The sequence below is a fragment of the Pedobacter panaciterrae genome, from assembly GCF_013204795.1.
Classification (GTDB): Bacteria; Bacteroidota; Bacteroidia; order Sphingobacteriales; family Sphingobacteriaceae; genus Pedobacter; species Pedobacter panaciterrae.
In genome coordinates this window covers 574,134-591,890 of record NZ_JABMKW010000017.1, presented here as the reverse complement: position 1 = coordinate 591,890, position 17,757 = coordinate 574,134, and the positions used below count along the sequence as shown (strand labels likewise).

Below are 17,757 nucleotides of genomic sequence, written 5' to 3'. Positions count from 1 at the left end.
ACCAGAGAAGAATAGACGATGAAGAATTATATAAAACCAGATGAATGGAATATTATAGAGGAAGGCTTTGATCCACATTTAAATAAAATATCAGAAAGCATTTTTAGCATCGGCAATGGTCGGATGGGACAGCGTGCTAATTTTGAGGAAGCTTATTCAGGAGAAACCCTTCAGGGAAATTATGTGGCAGGAATCTATTATCCAGATAAAACCCGTGTTGGATGGTGGAAAAATGGCTATCCTGAATATTTTGCTAAAGTTCTTAATGCCACAAACTGGGTAGGTATTGACATTAGGATTGGGGATGAGACCCTTGACCTCAATAACTGTAAGGTTACAGCCTTCAAACGTGTATTAAATATGAAGGAGGGGTATCTTACACGCTCATTTATTGCCGAAAATAAAAATGGGAAAGCTGTTAAAGTTATTGCCAAACGATTTTGCAGTATTATAGATGATGAAGTGGGAGCATTACATTATCAATTGGTGCCACTAAACTTTGAAAACATTGTATTATCTGTTACTTCTTTTATTGATGGAGATGTAAAGAATGAAGACTCCAATTATGATGAAAAGTTCTGGAATGAGGTAAGTAAAGAGCAGGATAAGAATACCGATTATTTATTACTAAAAACAAAAAAAACTGATTTTGATGTTTGCACGAGTGCAAGATCAACCATACTGATAAATAATGAAAGTGTAAGCTTAAGTCCGGTTGTGAGTGAAAAATACCTTGGCCAAACAGTTAAGGTAAATGTTAAGCAGGGCGATGTGATTGATGTTTATAAAATTGTATCCAATCTAACTTCCGAGAATCACGAGAAGCAGGTGCTAATTGAAAGATCAAAACAAGTAATCGATCAAGCTTCTGCCAAGGGTTTTGAACAGTTGCTGAAAGAACACTCAGATGCGTGGGCAGTTAAATGGCAGGAAAGCGATATTGTCATTGCTGGTGATGTTGCTGCTCAGCAAGCAATTAGATTTAACATATTTCAATTAAATCAAACTTATACGGGTAAAGATGCAAGGTTAAATATCGGACCTAAAGGGTTTACGGGAGAAAAGTATGGTGGCTCAACTTATTGGGATACCGAAGCCTATTGTATTCCTTTCTATTTATCAACAGCTCCTCAGGAAGTAGCTAAAAACTTATTGGTATATCGCTATAAACATCTTCAAAAGGCAATTGAAAACGCATCAAAGCTTGGTTTTAAAGATGGGGCCGCGCTATATCCGATGGTAACAATGAACGGAGAAGAGTGCCACAATGAATGGGAGATAACTTTCGAAGAAATTCATAGAAATGGAGCCATAGCTTTTGCCATATTTAACTATGTCCGTTATACTGGTGATGAAAGTTACTTAAGTGAATATGGATTAGAAGTTTTGATTGGCATTGCTCGTTTTTGGAAACAAAGGGTTAATTGGAGTACAGAAAAGAATAAGTATGTAATGCTGGGGGTAACTGGGCCAAACGAATACGAGAATAACGTTAATAACAACTGGTATACCAATACACTAGCAGCGTGGTGCCTGAAATATACTGTTGAAGTGGCGGAAATAGTGAAGGAAAAATACCCTGAGCAATACCAGAACGTAATATTAAATGCAAATCTGAATGCGGAGCTGGAGTTTGCCGACTGGACCAAAATAGTTACCAATATGTATTATCCTTATGATGAAAATACAGGAGTATTTTTACAACAGGATGGTTTTATGGATAAGGAGCAGATTCTGGTTAAGGACTTGGCGGCGGAAGAACGGCCTCTTAATCAAAAATGGAGTTGGGATAGAATATTACGATCGGGTTTCATTAAACAGGCGGATGTGCTACAGGGAATGTATTTCTTTGAAGATGATTATGAATTGGAAACCTTAAGGAAGAACTTCGATTTTTATGAAAGCAGAACTGTTCATGAAAGCTCGCTCTCACCCTGTGTGCATAGCATATTAGCAGCAAAACTTAACGACGAGCAACGAGCTTATGAATTTTACTTACGTACAGCGCGTTTGGACTTGGATGATTATAATAATGATACAGAAGACGGCCTGCACATCACTTCTATGGCAGGTACCTGGATGAGTATTGTTGAAGGATTTGCAGGAATGCGTGTAAGAAACAATCAACTAAAGTTCAGTCCGTTTTTACCTAAACAGTGGGATTCTTTTTCGTTTACCATTGGTTTTAGAGGAGTACAATTAAAAATAAAGATAACTATACGCCAAATTATCATCATCAACAATTCAGAGCAAACCCTTGAAGTGCTTATATTCAATGAATTATATAGTATTCCCAAAGGTGAAAAGGTGATTTCTTATAATGGAACAGTGGTATGATAAGAGTTAAAGTTATGTCTTCATCTGCACAAATGATTGAATTTTAATATGGAAAAGAGTAGCATTAAACTAGCTAAACCAAGATTATCCTTTTGGAATATCTTCAATATGAGCTTTGGATTTTTAGGAATACAATTTGGATTTGCATTACAAGGTGGGTTCATGTCAAGAATTTTCCAAACCCTGGGGGCAAGCGAAGGCGAAATTCCGATGCTTTGGGTAGCTGCGCCGCTAACAGGTTTACTTGTGCAGCCAATAATTGGTTATTTAAGCGACAGGACATGGCACCCAACGTGGGGACGCAGGAAACCTTTCTTTCTAATAGGAGCCATTTTAAGCACCTTAACCTTATTCTTTTTACCACATTCACCTGTACTTTGGGTTGCAGCGGGATGTTTGTGGGTTCTGGATGCATCTATAAATATAAGTATGGAGCCTTTTAGAGCCCTTGTAGCCGATAAGTTGCCTGAATCTCAACGGTCTTACGGTTTTGTAATGCAAACTTTAATTATCGGGGTAGGCACATGGATCGCTAGTAATTTACCTTGGTTAGTGAATAAATTAGGTGTATCAAATGTTGCTGATCCTGGCATAGTTCCTCTTTCAATTAAAATAGCATTTGCTATAGGAGGAGCAGTCTTTCTCTTATCAATATTATACACCATTTTTACGACCTCAGAATATCCTCCGGAAGATCTCGCAGAACTAAAGAAGTCAAACCATGAGAGTAGGGGACTTTTAAACGGAGTTAAGGAAATTTTTCAAAGTATATCCAATATGCCAAAAACTATGGCACTTCTTGGAATAATACAGTTCTTTAGCTGGTTCGCTTTTTTTGCTATGTGGAGTTTGGCTACGCCCGCATTAACTGATCATGTTTTTAAAGCACCATTGCCTATGGAACAAGCCTATAATATGAGTAATGTTGCATCAAAAGCACTGTTTGCTGATGCCAGTAAGGCATATAACAATGCGGCTGATCTTGTAGGTTCTTGTATGGGGATGTATGGCTTATCATCGATGGCTTTTGCCTTAATATTAACACTATATGCGGCAAAGCGGGATATCAATAGAAAATATATTCATATGATTAGCTTGCTTGCAGGTGGCATTGGGTTTATCTCGATGTACTTTATTCGTGATCCGGAATATCTGATTTATTCTTTTATATTAATCGGAATTTCGTGGGGTAGTATACTTTCTATGCCTTATGCGATGCTTTCAAGTGCGATACATGCAAAGAAAATGGGGATGTATATGGGGATCTTTAATATGTTTATTGTTATTCCACAAATTATAGCGGCAACTGGAGGGTTAAATTTTCTTTATCATTTAATTTTTGGTAAGGAAGCTATTAATGCCATGTTACTTGCAGGCACTTCATTAATTATCGGAGGGTTGGCTAATTTTCTGATTACTGATCCAAAGGTTATTAAACATGTAAGTACAGATTTATAACATAAAGGTTGACCTGATTATAAACTTACCGTAAACTTGTATCTACAATAAAAAGGAGTTGAACAGGTAAAATAAAATACCTATTTTTACAGCCCGCTTATGGAACAGATAAAAACATCATTTGATTTTGAAAAACCTTTAGCTGAACTTGTTCAGCAAATTGAAAAGGTTAAACAGGTTGCTGATAAGACAAAAGTAGACATGTCTGCTACCTTGGCAGAGCTTGAAGAAAAATTGGAACAAACGCAGAAGACACTTTACAGCCATTTAACAGGCTGGCAAAAAGTTCAAATGTCTCGTCATCCGGAAAGGCCTCAGACTTTAGATTACATCAGCATGATCTGCGATGATTTTATTGAAATGCATGGCGACAGGACTGTAGGAGACGACAAAGCAATTATTGGTGGATTTGCTACTATTGATGGTAAAACGGTGATGATTATCGGCCATCAGAAAGGGAAAAACACAAAAGAGCGTCAATACCGTAATTTCGGAATGGCTAATCCTGAAGGCTACAGAAAAGCACTTCGCCTAATGAGACTGGCTGAGAAGTTCAACAAACCTGTTATTTCTTTTATAGATACGATGGGTGCATATCCTGGGCTTGAGGCTGAAGAGCGCGGGCAGGGAGAGGCAATTGCCAGAAACTTATTAGAGATGTCTGTGCTAAAAGTACCAATCCTTTGTTTTGTTGTTGGTGAAGGTGCCTCTGGGGGAGCTTTGGGTATTGGTATTGGAGATAAAGTGTATATGTTAGAGCATACCTGGTATTCGGTAATCTCTCCGGAATCTTGTTCTTCAATTCTATGGAGAAGCTGGGATTATAAAGAAAGAGCCGCAGAATGTTTAAGGCTGACTTCTGATGATATGTTCGAAAACAAACTTATCGATGGTATTATAAAAGAACCACTTGGTGGTGCACATCAAAACCCAGAACAAATGGCTGGAACTATTAAAAAGCAGATTCTCGATGATTTGAAAACGCTTACTAAGGAGAAAACTGAGAAGATGATTGCCACTAGGATTGATAAATTCTGCGCAATGGGAGTTGTTGTAGAAGGGTAAGCTCGCATTCTGCTCCCCGGCTGCATTAATTTGGCTCAGAAAAAGAGCCAAATGAACGCTAGGTCGGTTCACAGAAAACTCGCTTACTACCGCCTAAAATAATCAAAGGATTATATAATTAAATTTGTAATAACAGAAAAAGGCCCCGATAAAATTTCGGGGCCTTTTTCTGTTATGTTTTTTAATAATTTTCTAAATTTTGGAAAGGGATCTGGCTAATTAATCAGCACTCATTCCTGATTTGTTTTTGTTTGGTAGTAAGCGAGTTTTCTGTGAACCGACCTAGCGTTCATTTGGCTCTTTTTCTGAGCCAAATTAATGCAGCCGGGGAGCAGAATGAGAGCTTACCTCTTATTGTTGTGCAAAATATTGTGAAAACCTTCCTTCTAATTCATTGAATTGTTTTGTCAAACTCTGACTTAATTTAGTCTCCTTATTTGCCTCAGTTATTTTTGCCATTTGATTTAGGAACGACATACCAAGTTGTACGTTCTGTCCGCCAATAAATTTGTTTTTGCTCTTAGATACATCGGCAAGGTAAGTAAGTTCCTTTTGTATATAGGCTGCAGATTTTTCGATTAGAGCATTGGCTCTCTTGCTGTCATTCAAAGTATACAGATTCTCAGCCATAAAATATGCCCCCATCATAGAACGCATACCATAGAACTTATCAGGCATTACTTCGAAATAACGGTTCGCAACTTTTTTAGCATCTTCAATTTTTCCTTCTTTAACAAGACCGGTAATAGCATTATTAAACATGCTTGTAAAAATAGAGATATCGTCTGATGATTGCGTGTCAAGATAACGCGCATTCTTTACATTGCCCCATTTGAATTTATTCATCAGGTTATTGTATAGAACAGGCGTATTTACCAAATCGCTTTTTCCAGCGGCGCTATCTATTTTTAAAGGCATTAGTCGTATCGCAAGCCCTTCGTTATATAAATAGTTGTCCAGGCCATTGTATTGCTCTGAAGGCACTGTACTGGCAAAATAAATTGGTCTTTTCCAGTTATTGTGAACAAGGATGTCAAACATTGCTAAAGTACCTTTAGTAACGTAGTTCTTATTAAATTTCCATTCAAGAGCAGGAACAATTTTAGCTGAGTCTGCGGCACTAACTACCCCGTTTTTAATAACGTCAGCACGGTTTACAGTAAGTTTAAAATTTTTGGTTGGGATAAAGTTTTCTTTTGTACCGTCATTTAAGGGAAGTTTATCTTCATCATTATCAGAAGTTAATACTTCAAAAATCTTACTCAGTTCAATTGAACCTGCAATTTTATAATCCTGATAATACATTACATCTCTATTGCCTTGTACATATTGAGATTCTTTCATGCTTATCGGCAATGGCTCAGATTCATTTTGCTTACGCTTCATTCCATTTATATACCAATCAGTATCAAATAAGCTTAGGTTTACCAGACGGATATCTGGTCTAACATTTTCAACTTCCTGTATGTACCAAAGCGGATAGGTATCATTATCACCGTAGGTAAATAGAATTGCATTTGGTGCACAAGACTCTAAATAATCAACCGCTATATCATGAGCAACAAGCTTAGTAGAACGATCATGATCATCCCATCCTTGTGCCGCCATAATTACGGGTGCAGCAAACAATCCAACAACTGTTGCCAGAACAGCACCTGTAGCAGGGGTGACCTTCTTAAATAGCCACTCTTTTAAAGCCAATGCTCCCAGACCTATCCATATAGCAAAGGCATAAAAGGATCCGGCATAGGCGTAATCCCGCTCCCTTGGCTCCATAGGCTTTTGATTAAGATACAATACAATAGCCATACCAGTAAAGAAGAATAACAAGGCTATTATACCTGCATCTTTTTGATTACGTTGGAAATGCCATATTGCTCCCAGCAGTCCTAATATAAGCGGCAAAAAGAAGAATCTATTGTATGCATTATTGTCGGTTATAGTTGGAGGGAGGTGAGTTTGATCGCCCAGGCGAGCAGCATCTATCGGTTTAATCCCACTTAACCATTGACCTTCGTACAAACTTCCTTGTCCCTGATCGTCATTTTGACGACCAACAAAGTTCCACATAAAGTATCTCATGTACATCTGGCCGGTCTGATAGCCAAAAAAGAATCCAATATTATCTATAAGATTAGGGAAATGGGTATCATCAAAGCCCATCATATCCTTATAATAACCTATATGTCGCGCATCATCACTATACATTCTCGGAAAAGGTGTAGTTCTGTCGTACTCGTAATCAGTTTTTCTTCCAGCTACTTCATATTTTTCAGCACCTTTTCTGTATAGGGTTTTACCCTGTTTAATATCAACCTTTTGTGAGTTATAGTTAGGCCCAAATAGTAATGGTCTATCGCCATATTGTTCCCTGTTAAGGTATCCCAGAAATGAAAAAGCATTATCGGGATCACTATTATTTAGATTAGGATCTGCCTTCGCACGAATAATGATCATTGCAAAAGAGCCATATCCGAATATGATTAATACTGTAGATAATAGCGCAAGGTTGAGGATCTTCTTTTGGTGTTTTATCGAATATCTAATACCCCAAACAATACCACCTATTAATAATATTGCAAAGAAAATAACACCCGACCCAAAACCAAAACCTAAGGTGTTTACAAAGAACAAGTCAAAATAAGCACCGAAAGAAACCAGGTATTGAATGATGCCGTATTGTATAAAGGCTAAAATTAGAATGCCAATTAATCCCGTTTTTACAATACCTGAAGTAGTAGCTTTTTTAGTTTTCCTAAAGTAATAAACAAAAGCAATTGCAGGTATGGTTAGCAAGTTTAGTAAGTGGATGCCTATTGAAAGCCCCATAATGTAGGCGATAAATAACAACCACCTGTCAGCACGAGGTTCGTCGGCATGTGCTTCCCATTTTAATATAGCCCAGAAAACTATAGCTGTAAATAGTGAAGATAGCGCATATACTTCAGATTCAACTGCCGAAAACCAGAAGCTATCAGAGAATGTATAAGCAAGGGCTCCAACAACACCAGCTCCCATAATAGAGATTAGGTTGGCTTTAGAAATCTCTTCTTTATCTTTTATTAAGATCTTTTTGGCTAGGGCAGTAATTGTCCAGAACAAAAATAATATAGTAGCACCACTTGCAACTGCAGAACCCACGTTCATGAAATATGCTACTTTAGTAACATCGCCAAGAGCAAGTAAAGAGAAGAATCTCTGGATCATTAAAAATAAAGGGGCTCCTGGTTGATGCACCACCTGCATTTTTAGAGCAGAAGCTATGAATTCGCCACAGTCCCAAAAACTAACAGAGGGCTCTAGAGTTAAAATATAGGTTAAGGTAGCAATGGCAAAACAGAACCAACCGGTAATGTTATTGATTTTTGAATAATTCATTTCGTTATCAAGTAGTTACTAATGTAAAGGCAATTAATTGCGTCCGAAAATAAAGAATAAGATTGATAATCGTATAATCTAAAGCTGTGTTTAACAAATTTAACGTTCCTGCTTAAGATAATCACTACATATAATATAGACGATATTGTATGAATTCAGTTATTGTAAAAATGTACGATTAGATTAAAACATGGCTTTATTCCTTAGTATATGCTGTATACATTATTTAAGTAACGTTCATGTGGTGAAAAAATAATTATAAAAATATGATTAGATTAACTGATTGATTTATTGGGAGTAATAAGCAGGGTGGGCTATTTGATATAAAATATTTTATATTTTTTTTATTTGCCCCTTGCAAAATTGAAAAATGTGCGTAGATTTGCATTCCATTTCAAAGCAACCTTTTTAATGGAAGATTGTCCGATAGTATAAGGGTAGTACAACGGTTTTTGGTACCGTTTGTCTTGGTTCGAATCCAGGTCGGACAACTAAACAATATTCGGATTGTGAATTAAACCGCAATCCGATTTTTTTTAACCAGTATTGAAACTTTTCAATAATGCCATTGCAATTTAACCCAGTTAAACTTTTTGCCGGAACCGGCACTAAAGATTTAGCACATAAAATTGCCGAAAGTTACGGCAAGCCTCTTGGTAATGTAACCTTAAGCAAGTTTAGCGATGGTGAGTTTCAGCCTTCTTATGATGAAACTGTAAGGGGGTGTGATGTATTTCTTATCCAATCTACCTATCAGCCTTCTGATAATTTAATGGAACTGTTATTAATGATTGATGCTGCAAAAAGAGCATCTGCACATTATATAACTGCGGTTGTTCCTTATTATGGATTAGCCAGACAAGATAGGAAAGATAAACCAAGGGTTGCAATCGGAGCTAAATTAGTAGCAAATCTTTTAAAATCTGCAGGTATCCACAGGATCATGACCATGGACTTACATGCAGCTCAGATTCAGGGATTTTTTGATATTCCGGTTGATCACCTTGATGGTTCAGTAATTTTTGTTCCTTACATAAAGAGTTTAGGGCTTGAAAACTTAACCATAGCATCACCAGATATGGGTGGATCTTACCGTGCGCGTACTTTTGCTAAGTTCTTTAATGCTGAGGTAGTGATTTGCGATAAGCGCCGTAAGCGTGCTAATGAAATAGAATCTATGTCTATAATTGGAGATGTAGTAGGGTTAGATGTTGTGCTTATTGATGATATTTGTGATACTGCAGGTACATTAGCTAAGGCTGCAGCTTTAATTATGGAAAAGGGTGCGAAAAGTGTAAGAGCGGTTTGTACACATCCGGTATTATCAGGTAAGGCATATGAAACTGTTGAAAATTCGATGCTAACCGAATTGATTGTAACAGATACGATTCCTTTGAAACAAGATAGCCCAAAAATAAGGGTGCTTTCAACAGCTCCATTGTTTGCAAAAGCAATTGCTAATGTGAATGAGCATGGATCAATTAGTGATCTTTTTAACGTTTAATATTAATAACTATATATAATGAAGCCGTTAAGGTTTCAAAACATTTAAAAAACAAAAAAATGAAAACAATCGCAATTAGCGGTTCTCCAAGAGAGAACGTAGGGAAACGCGATGCTAAAGAGCTTCGCTATGAAGGCAAAGTTCCTGCAGTATTGTATGGTGGTAAAGAACAAGCACATTTTGCTGTAGTAACAACTGAATTAAAGGATGCTATTTATACGCCAGAAGCTAACTTTGTTGAGATTACCTTAGGTGGTAAGAAAATCAAAGCTATTATCAAAGAATTACAATTTCACCCATTAACTGATTTATTATTACACGTAGATTTTCTTCAGTTATTTGATGACAAAGAAATTCTAATGGAAATCCCTGTTAAATTAACCGGCACTTCTCCAGGTGTTAAAATGGGTGGTAAATTAGTTCAAAAATTACGTAAACTTCGTGTTAAAGCATTGCCTAAAGATATGCCGCAAACAGTTGAAGTAAGTATTGCGAAATTAGAAGTGGGTAATTTATTCCGTGTTCGTGACCTTCAAAAAGGCGCATACGTTATTACTAACACTCCTGAAGATACTATCGTTTCCGTAGGTATGTCAAGAGCATTAAAACAAGCAGAGCAAGAAGCTAACAAGAAATAATTCGAATTAGCTAAATATAAAAAAGCAGCACTAAGATAATTAGTGCTGCTTTTTTGTGAAAATAGAATTACAGAAAATGCATGTCGCGTAAACTATTATCTTTGCAGCAATGAAATACTTAATAGTTGGTTTAGGAAATATAGGACCTGAATATGCTTATACAAGGCATAACATTGGATTTAATATAGCTGATGAGTTAGTTAAGCAGCTCGGTGGTACTTTTTCTAATTTACGGCTTGCCTATTATTCTGAAGTTTCGTTTAAAGGCAAGAAGCTACACGTAATAAAGCCAACTACTTTTATGAATTTAAGTGGTAAGGCAGTAAATTATTGGATGCAGGAGCTGCGTATCCCCTTAGAAAATGTTCTGGTTATTGTAGATGATCTTGCCTTGCCACTTGGCAAGCTGCGATTAAAGATGCAGGGCAGCAGCGCAGGACACAATGGCTTAAGAAGCATTGAAGGTTTGTGCGGTGGACAAGGATATCCTCGTTTACGCTTTGGGATTGGTGATGATTTTCCCAAAGGTAGACAAGCCGATTATGTCCTTTCAAACTTTTATAAAGAAGAGCAGCCGGAATTGCCAGCACTGATAGATACAAGCGTAGAACTAATTAAAAGCTTTGTAACCATTGGCCCGGCAAAAACTATGACAGCCTTTAATAAGTAACTGTAGTATATTTGGTTATTTTTTCATGTAGGGTGGCAAGTTCAAAGGGTTTGCTTATTACATCATTTGCCCCCGCATCCATAGCAGTTTTAGTATCCGTTTCCATAACTGCAGCCGAAAATGTAATTATTGGGATGTTTTCTTTCCCTTTGGCATAACCATTTCTAATCATCCTGATTGCGTCTAAGCCATTTAAAACAGGCATAAAGGTATCCATCAAGATAAGGTCATAATGATTCTCTTTTAGCTTGTTTATTGCATCTTTCCCGTTTTCTACAACGTCTGCATCAATCATCCAATCCTTTAATATCTTCACAATAAGAAATTTATTGATTGGATTATCTTCTGCTACAAGAATTTTGACATTATCGAAAGGAGTGAAATTTTCTTTAGCTACTTTCTGAATGGGTAGTGTTTCTTTTACAATTTCGTACCAGTTTGTAAAACAGAATGTGCTTCCTTTATTTTCTTCACTAAATACTTCAAGGTAGCCACCTTTGAGTTTGGCAAGGTTTTTTACTATAGATAACCCCAAACCTGTGCCGCCAAACTTTACCGTAGTTTGCTCATCGGCTTGTTCAAACGTCTCGAATATTTTCTCAATGTTTTCCGAAGCTATTCCAATGCCTGTATCAATTACAGAAAATTTAACCTGAATATTATTCCCTTTGCTATTAAGAATTTCTACCCTTAATGTAACACTGCCTTGAGATGTAAATTTAATTGCATTACCTATCAGATTCATTAAAATCTGGTTTAAACGCAATGAATCTGCAAGTACATGGACTGGAAGTTCAGGGGCTAATTCCATTTCTAAATTCAGTTTCTTCTCTTTTGCCCTTATACGTAAAAGATTAATAACTGAATTGCAAACGTTTTGGATATCAGTTGGAGTTCTATTAATTCTAAATTTGCCAGCCTCAATTTTTGATAAATCCAATATGTCATTAATAACGCCCAACAATGAACTAGAAGATATTTCAAGTAATGAAATCATCTCTCTTTGTTCCTCGGTTAAAGTGGTTCTTTCCAGCAGATGGGCAAGACCAATGATCCCGTTTATAGGAGTGCGGATTTCATGGCTCATATTGGCAAGAAAATTTTCTTTTATTCTTTTGCCCTGCTCAGCTTCTTCTTTAGCTTTTATAAGTTCCTTTTGATAAGCTTCCAGTTCTTTGTTCTTTGTTTTTATCTCACGTTGGTTTCTTATAAATTGTATAAAAGAATCAACTTTAGCTGAAGTGATAAACGGATCTAATGGTTTATATAAATAGTCAACAGCGCCGGAATTTAATCCTTTCACCGCATATTTTGTTTCTTTAGAAATTGCTGTTACAAATATGATTAATATGTCTTTTGTTCGAGGATTACTTTTTAGTATTTCAACAAGTTCAAATCCATCCATTTCTGGCATTTGAACATCAACCAAAGCAATTGCAATATCCATTTCCCAGGAAATTCTAAGTGCTTCATTTGGGTTTGTGGTACTAATTATATTAATATCATTTCTCTGTAGTAGTGCCTCAAGCGCTATTATGTTTTCAGGCCTGTCATCAACAATCAATATATTAATCTTCTCCATGTTTTATCTTATCTGAGTGTTAATGTTAACCTATTTTCTGGTAAATGTTGTTTTTTTTGTCTATGATTTTAAATCTGCCTATTTCAGTGCTTCTCAATGTTTCCTTGGATCCTAAACATAAAAAGCCAAAATTAGCTAAACTATTGTAAAATAATTCAATTACTCTTTTTTGTAAGTCTGTATTAAAGTAGATAAGTACATTCCGGCAGGATATTACTTGAAATTCGTTGAATACCCCATCAGAAGCCAAATTATGAACAGAGAATAGCACATTTTTCTTTAAAGAATGATTAATTTTTGCAGCATCATATTTTGCCGTATAATAATCAGACAGTGTATGTATTGTGCCGGTTTTATGGAAATTTTCAGAATATTGCTTCATTTTTTGCAAATCATAGATTCCATTCCGGGCATATTCCAGAACATCTACATTGATGTCTGTCCCATAAAAAAAGCATCGTTCGTACAAGTTTTCTTCAGAGAAAAGTATGGCGTAAGAATAAAGTTCTTCTCCGGTAGAGCATCCAGCATTCCAAACTTTGATTCTTTGATAAGATCTTAAATAAGGAATTACATTAGTAGCTACTGATTTGAAAAATAAAGGATCCCTAAACATTTCAGTTACGTTTACCGTCACTTCGACTAAAAAATTCTCAAAATAATCAGGATCATTTGTTAATAATATGCGCAGGTCAAACAGCGATAGCCTTTGAAGTTGCATAATTCTGGTAACCCTTCTTTTTAGAGAAGCAGCAGAATAATCTCCAAAATCAAAACCATGAACATTTCTGATAAAATCTACCAGATCGGTTAGTTGCTCGTATGTTATTGTGTCTGATGATTGATCCATATTAGCTTAACCAAACTCTTAGCATTGATAGCAGTTTATCCATATCTACCGGTTTAGATATGTAATCATTGGCACCCGCCTCAATACATTTCTCCCTATCGTTTTTCATGGCTTTTGCTGTTAAAGCAATAATTGGAAGTTTCGAAAAGCGCTTCTCGCTTCTAATTGCTTTCATCGCTTCGTATCCATCCATTTCGGGCATCATAATATCCATTAGAACCAAATCAATCTGTTCGTTCTCGGCCAATCGTTCAAGCGCCTCTCTTCCGTTGTTTGCAATTACAATATTTATATCGTAGAGTTGCAAGGCACTGGAAAGAGCAAAAATATTACGCATATCATCATCGGTAATTAGAATGGTTTTGTCTTTTAATGCTTTTTCAATAGTGGATAGGCCCTTACTTTTATTTTGTGTTTGAATCGTGGATCGGTCGCTTTGTTTAAGCTTGTTCATGAAAAGACTGACCTCATCAATTAATCTGTCATTTGATTTGTTTGATTTCAGAACCATGGCTTCTGTATATCTCATGATATGAGCCATTTTTTCATCGCTTAATTCCATCGCTGTATTTATGATTACAGGCACGTGGGCAAGGGCCGGTTGCGATTTAATCGTATCCAGCAGATCGAATCCGGAAATATCTGGAAGCTTTAGGTCGAGGATAATACAATCAAATGTATGTTCTTCCAGCAGGGCTAATGCCTCTTTACCTGTAAAGGCTTGTTTTACATCAACACCTTTATCGGTAAGCTGCTGGGTTAAAACTTTACTATGAAGCTCCTGGTCTTCAATTACTAAGACTGTATTAAAATTATATTTTATGTACGCTGAACTCAATAGTTCAAACGCCTCGTCAAGTCTATCCTTTTCAATAGGTTTTTTGAGGAAGCCTATTGCGCCTTCTTTTTTTGCCTTACTTTCCTTTTCATTACCTGCCGACATCATGTGTACAGGGATATGTTTTGTTTTGGGGTTTTCTTTTAGCTTTTTAAGTATTGTCCATCCGTCCATAACGGGCAGCATAATATCCAAAACAATAGCATCTGGAAGTTCAGATATAGCCATTTCCAATCCAACATCTCCACTATGAGCAAGAAGAGGTTTAAAACCCTTTTCTATAGCGTAATCATTCAGTACGTCTGCAAAGACAACGTCATCTTCCACTATTAGTAATGTTTGAACTGTGCCGTTCTTGACTGGAAGTAGTACAGGCTCAGGAATTAAAGGAATAATTTTAGCCTCTTCATTTATTTGGTTAATTATCTCTTTCGGATTATTTGAGGTATTTTCCTCAGGGATAAAAAGTGTGAAGGTGCTTCCTAAACCAGGATTACTTATTACCTGAATTTCGCCGCCCAGTATATATGCAAGTTCCTTGCTAATAGATAAGCCCAAGCCCGTGCCACCATATTTTCTGCTTGTCGATCCATCGGCCTGTTGGAATGCCTCAAATATTAGCTTCTGCTTATCTTCCGGTATTCCAATTCCAGAATCCTTTACCGTTATAGCTATTATATTTTTATTTAAGTTTCTCAACTGCTCAGAGTAGAACTTCGTCCCTTTTGCCGCACTGCTTAGATTTAAAGATATCTCTCCATGCTCTGGAGTAAATTTAAAGGCATTTGAAAGGAGGTTCTTTACAATTTGTTCCAGCCTTGCCTGATCAGTAAATATAGATTCGGGTAAGTTTTGTTCAAGAGTGGTTTTAAAAGTGATTTTCTTACTTCTGGCCAATTCGCTAAACAATGCATCCATATCTTGTTGAATGGCATTAGGCGAGACGTGTTCTATTGTCAGATCTATTTTGCCTGATTCAATTTTCGAAAGATCAAGAATATCGTTAATAAGCGTTAACAGGTCGGAGCCCGCATTATGTATAACCCCTGCATATTTAATCTGATCTTCGTTTAAATTTTCAGGTCTGTTCTCTTTTAATATTCTTGCCAGAATCAATATGCTATTCAAAGGAGTTCTTAACTCGTGACTCATATTGGCCAAAAACTCAGATTTGTATTTGCTTGAAACTTCCAGCTCTTCAGCCTTTAAGCTCATTGCTTCCCGGGCCTGGTTTACCAGAATATTACGTTCTTCAAGCAATTGAGCTTTTTCTTCCAGTTCGGCATTGGTTTGGCGCAGTTCCTCTTGTTGTACCCTAAGTTCTTCTTCTGATGCCTGTAGCTGTTCTGATTTATACACCAGTTCTTCATTTGTTGTGCGAAGCTCTTCCTGCTGACTTTCCAACTCTTCGGCCTGCTGTTGAGTTTGTTCAAACAAGGCCCTTAATTTAACACGTGCTACTGCACTGTTTATTCCTACACCAATGCTTTCGGCAATTGTGTTTAAAAACACTAGCGTAGATGAATCTGGTTCTTTATTTAAACCTAACTCTATTACCGCCAGCGTTTCGTTTTCGAAGAGTATTGGAAGCAGAAAGATATGGCTTGGAGGGGTGCTGCCTAATCCCGATTGAATCTTTATATAATCTGAAGGAACTTTGTTAAGCAGTTTGGATTGCTGCTCAAGAGCTGCCTGTCCAACCAATCCTTCACCAAATTGATATTCCTTTATGGTTCCTTTTGTATTTTCAAATGCATAACCACCAATAAATTTGATGGTTTTTTTTGAACGATTAACCAGAAATACTGAACCAACAGGTGCATGTATATAATTACATATTGAGGTTATTATTTTTGTGCATAGCTCATCAGCCCCCTGCTCTCCACGCATAGCCTCATTTACAGCTGTTGCGCCAGATAGCAACCAGTTTTTTTGTTCGTTTTCAGCCGAAATCCGTTCCAGTTCTATATTAGAGTCTCTGATGTGATTTTCTGTTAGTTTTTGCTGGTCAAAAGTTCTTCTGATATAGGAGAATAGAAACAAGATTAAACAAAAAATGACTACCGCACTTATCATAACCACTCCTTCGCTTTGCTTGCTGCTATTTACAATGGCGGCTTTTCTTTTGGCAAGGAGGTTAAGCTCGGTTTCAATTATTTTGTTGCCTGTTTTTAAGATTTGAGTTTTATAAAGCTGGCCTAGCCCTGCCATTACACGGGATACGGCAGCTTCTTTCCCATTTGATTCATAAGCGCTAAGCACCCCTTTCATCTCTTCAGTTTTAGCGTGCGCATATTGGTTTAGAGAATCAATTCTGATCTGTTGCTCAGCGTTGTCATTTGTTAACCTCTTTAATTCGGCTATTGTAGGTAGAATCTTTGATGCATTGGCATTGTAAGGCTTAAGGTATTGTTTGTCGCCAGACAAAACAAACCCCCTGATGCTGGTTTCTGAGTTTAAAACCTGAAACTCGACGTCTTTTATCAGATTGATCACATCGTAAGTATGGCCCTGCCATTTTGTATCTTGATTTAGCTTATCAATACTTAGATAGGATGTGATTGCTGATACCAAAACAAATAACAAGGATACAGCAAATCCTGTTAACACTTGTTGTTTAAAAGATAATTTAAACATATATTAAGTTAATAAATATTGAAGCTCTTAAAAAATAAATACAATGATAGTACTTGTTAAGACAAGTTGACTAACTATTGTAAGATAAATTTAATGTAATTCCCTTAAACATTGATTATAAGTTACCCCAATTGGGATAATTTGCTCGCCAATCCAGATTTGAGTGCGATCATACTTACTAATCTTGTCCTTTGAAACTATAAAAGCGCGGTGTGTTCTAATAAATGATTTTGCAGGAAGCAACAGGAGCATTTCACCTATAGGGATCCGAGTACTAAGAAGTGGCTTGTTTGCAAGGTGAATAAGGGTATAGTTACCCGAAGCCTCTATATATAATATGTCTTCAATTTGTACCTTTATTTGCTCATAGCCGTCTTTAATAAAAATGGCAGCAGGTTGCTCTTCATTTTCTGTCTTATTTCTAAGGTTATAGAATTCTTGAGCTTTGTTGCATCCTTTTAAAAAGCGGGCAAGTGAAAATGGCTTTAATAAATAATCTACAGCGTCTAGTTCAAAACCCTTAACCGCATGTTCAGAATATGCGGTTGTAAAAATAACCATTGGAGGGTTCGTTAGGCTATTCAAAAAATCAATGCCACTAATATCGGGCATCTTTATATCTAGAAAAATTAAATCGATTTTATTGTTTTGCAGATAGGAGATAGCCTCAAAAGCATTTACAAATGTAGCTTTGAGTTCAATAAACGGAACTTTAGACGCATGCGATTCTATTATATCCAGTGCTATCGGTTCGTCATCAATTGCTATTGCCAGCATTTTTTAATATCATTTGTTATCTA

11 protein-coding genes are annotated in these 17,757 nt (G+C 36.6%); 6 read left to right on the top strand and 5 right to left on the bottom strand.

The genetic code is table 11. The annotated features are described in order from the left end of the window. The first annotated feature begins 18 nt into the window (after nucleotides 1-18). The 3 genes from HQN86_RS14015 (at nucleotide 19) to HQN86_RS14005 (ending at nucleotide 4,860) form a co-directional block, all read left to right on the top strand. Entirely contained in the window at nucleotides 19-2,337 is a 2,319-nt protein-coding gene (locus tag HQN86_RS14015; RefSeq protein ID WP_172661536.1) for a glycoside hydrolase family 65 protein, read from the top strand. A 48-nt stretch (nucleotides 2,338-2,385) separates the two neighbouring features. Then, nucleotides 2,386-3,795: an MFS transporter gene (locus HQN86_RS14010; RefSeq protein WP_172661535.1), complete on the top strand. Its 1,410-nt coding sequence runs from the start codon at nucleotides 2,386-2,388 to the stop codon at nucleotides 3,793-3,795. A gap of 99 nt (nucleotides 3,796-3,894) precedes the next feature. Further along, a complete protein-coding gene (locus HQN86_RS14005) occupies nucleotides 3,895-4,860 on the top strand; it encodes an acetyl-CoA carboxylase carboxyltransferase subunit alpha (protein ID WP_172661534.1) in 966 nt (321 codons plus the stop codon). Nucleotides 4,861-5,211: 351 nt separating this feature from the next. On the opposite strand, the gene HQN86_RS14000 is transcribed toward HQN86_RS14005, so the two are convergent. Further along, nucleotides 5,212-8,238, bottom strand: a complete 3,027-nt coding sequence (locus HQN86_RS14000) for a glycosyltransferase family 117 protein (RefSeq protein ID WP_172661533.1) — start codon at nucleotides 8,236-8,238, stop codon at nucleotides 5,212-5,214. 562 nt (nucleotides 8,239-8,800) lie between these two features. Here HQN86_RS14000 and HQN86_RS13995 point away from each other — a divergent pair. The 3 genes from HQN86_RS13995 (at nucleotide 8,801) to pth (ending at nucleotide 11,050) form a co-directional block, all read left to right on the top strand. Next, complete coding sequence (locus tag HQN86_RS13995; protein WP_172661532.1) at nucleotides 8,801-9,742, top strand: ribose-phosphate pyrophosphokinase; 942 nt, start codon at nucleotides 8,801-8,803, stop codon at nucleotides 9,740-9,742. A 59-nt stretch (nucleotides 9,743-9,801) separates the two neighbouring features. Then, complete coding sequence (locus HQN86_RS13990) at nucleotides 9,802-10,380, top strand: 50S ribosomal protein L25/general stress protein Ctc (protein ID WP_172661531.1); 579 nt, start codon at nucleotides 9,802-9,804, stop codon at nucleotides 10,378-10,380. A 109-nt stretch (nucleotides 10,381-10,489) separates the two neighbouring features. After that, entirely contained in the window at nucleotides 10,490-11,050 is a 561-nt protein-coding gene (gene pth, locus HQN86_RS13985; protein ID WP_172661530.1) for an aminoacyl-tRNA hydrolase, read from the top strand. On the opposite strand, the gene HQN86_RS13980 is transcribed toward pth, so the two are convergent. The 4 genes from HQN86_RS13980 to HQN86_RS13965 all read right to left on the bottom strand — a co-directional run bounded on the left by HQN86_RS13980 (nucleotide 11,040) and on the right by HQN86_RS13965 (nucleotide 17,734). Next, nucleotides 11,040-12,632 (bottom strand): response regulator, encoded by a 1,593-nt coding sequence (locus HQN86_RS13980; RefSeq protein WP_172661529.1) that lies wholly within the window; start codon nucleotides 12,630-12,632, stop codon nucleotides 11,040-11,042. The genes pth and HQN86_RS13980 overlap by 11 nt on opposite strands. Before the next feature lie 25 nt (nucleotides 12,633-12,657). Then, entirely contained in the window at nucleotides 12,658-13,482 is an 825-nt protein-coding gene (locus HQN86_RS13975) for a CheR family methyltransferase (protein ID WP_172661528.1), read from the bottom strand. 1 nt (nucleotide 13,483) lies between these two features. Next, complete coding sequence (locus HQN86_RS13970; protein ID WP_172661527.1) at nucleotides 13,484-16,957, bottom strand: hybrid sensor histidine kinase/response regulator; 3,474 nt, start codon at nucleotides 16,955-16,957, stop codon at nucleotides 13,484-13,486. Nucleotides 16,958-17,047: 90 nt separating this feature from the next. After that, complete coding sequence (locus HQN86_RS13965) at nucleotides 17,048-17,734, bottom strand: LytR/AlgR family response regulator transcription factor (RefSeq protein WP_172661526.1); 687 nt, start codon at nucleotides 17,732-17,734, stop codon at nucleotides 17,048-17,050. Between the last annotated feature and the right edge of the window lie 23 nt (nucleotides 17,735-17,757).

Bases quoted from the DNA above. Each gene is read 5' to 3' on its own strand.
- HQN86_RS13975 (WP_172661528.1), bottom strand. From the start codon at position 13,482: ATGGATCAATCATCAGACACAATAACATACGAGCAACTAACCGATCTG.
- HQN86_RS13980 (WP_172661529.1), bottom strand. From the start codon at position 12,632: ATGGAGAAGATTAATATATTGATTGTTGATGACAGGCCTGAAAACATA.
- HQN86_RS13965 (WP_172661526.1), bottom strand. From the start codon at position 17,734: ATGCTGGCAATAGCAATTGATGACGAACCGATAGCACTGGATATAATA.
- pth (WP_172661530.1), top strand. From the start codon at position 10,490: ATGAAATACTTAATAGTTGGTTTAGGAAATATAGGACCTGAATATGCT.
- HQN86_RS14000 (WP_172661533.1), bottom strand. From the start codon at position 8,238: ATGAATTATTCAAAAATCAATAACATTACCGGTTGGTTCTGTTTTGCC.
- HQN86_RS13990 (WP_172661531.1), top strand. From the start codon at position 9,802: ATGAAAACAATCGCAATTAGCGGTTCTCCAAGAGAGAACGTAGGGAAA.
- HQN86_RS14005 (WP_172661534.1), top strand. From the start codon at position 3,895: ATGGAACAGATAAAAACATCATTTGATTTTGAAAAACCTTTAGCTGAA.
- HQN86_RS14015 (WP_172661536.1), top strand. From the start codon at position 19: ATGAAGAATTATATAAAACCAGATGAATGGAATATTATAGAGGAAGGC.
- HQN86_RS13970 (WP_172661527.1), bottom strand. From the start codon at position 16,957: ATGTTTAAATTATCTTTTAAACAACAAGTGTTAACAGGATTTGCTGTA.
- HQN86_RS14010 (WP_172661535.1), top strand. From the start codon at position 2,386: ATGGAAAAGAGTAGCATTAAACTAGCTAAACCAAGATTATCCTTTTGG.
- HQN86_RS13995 (WP_172661532.1), top strand. From the start codon at position 8,801: ATGCCATTGCAATTTAACCCAGTTAAACTTTTTGCCGGAACCGGCACT.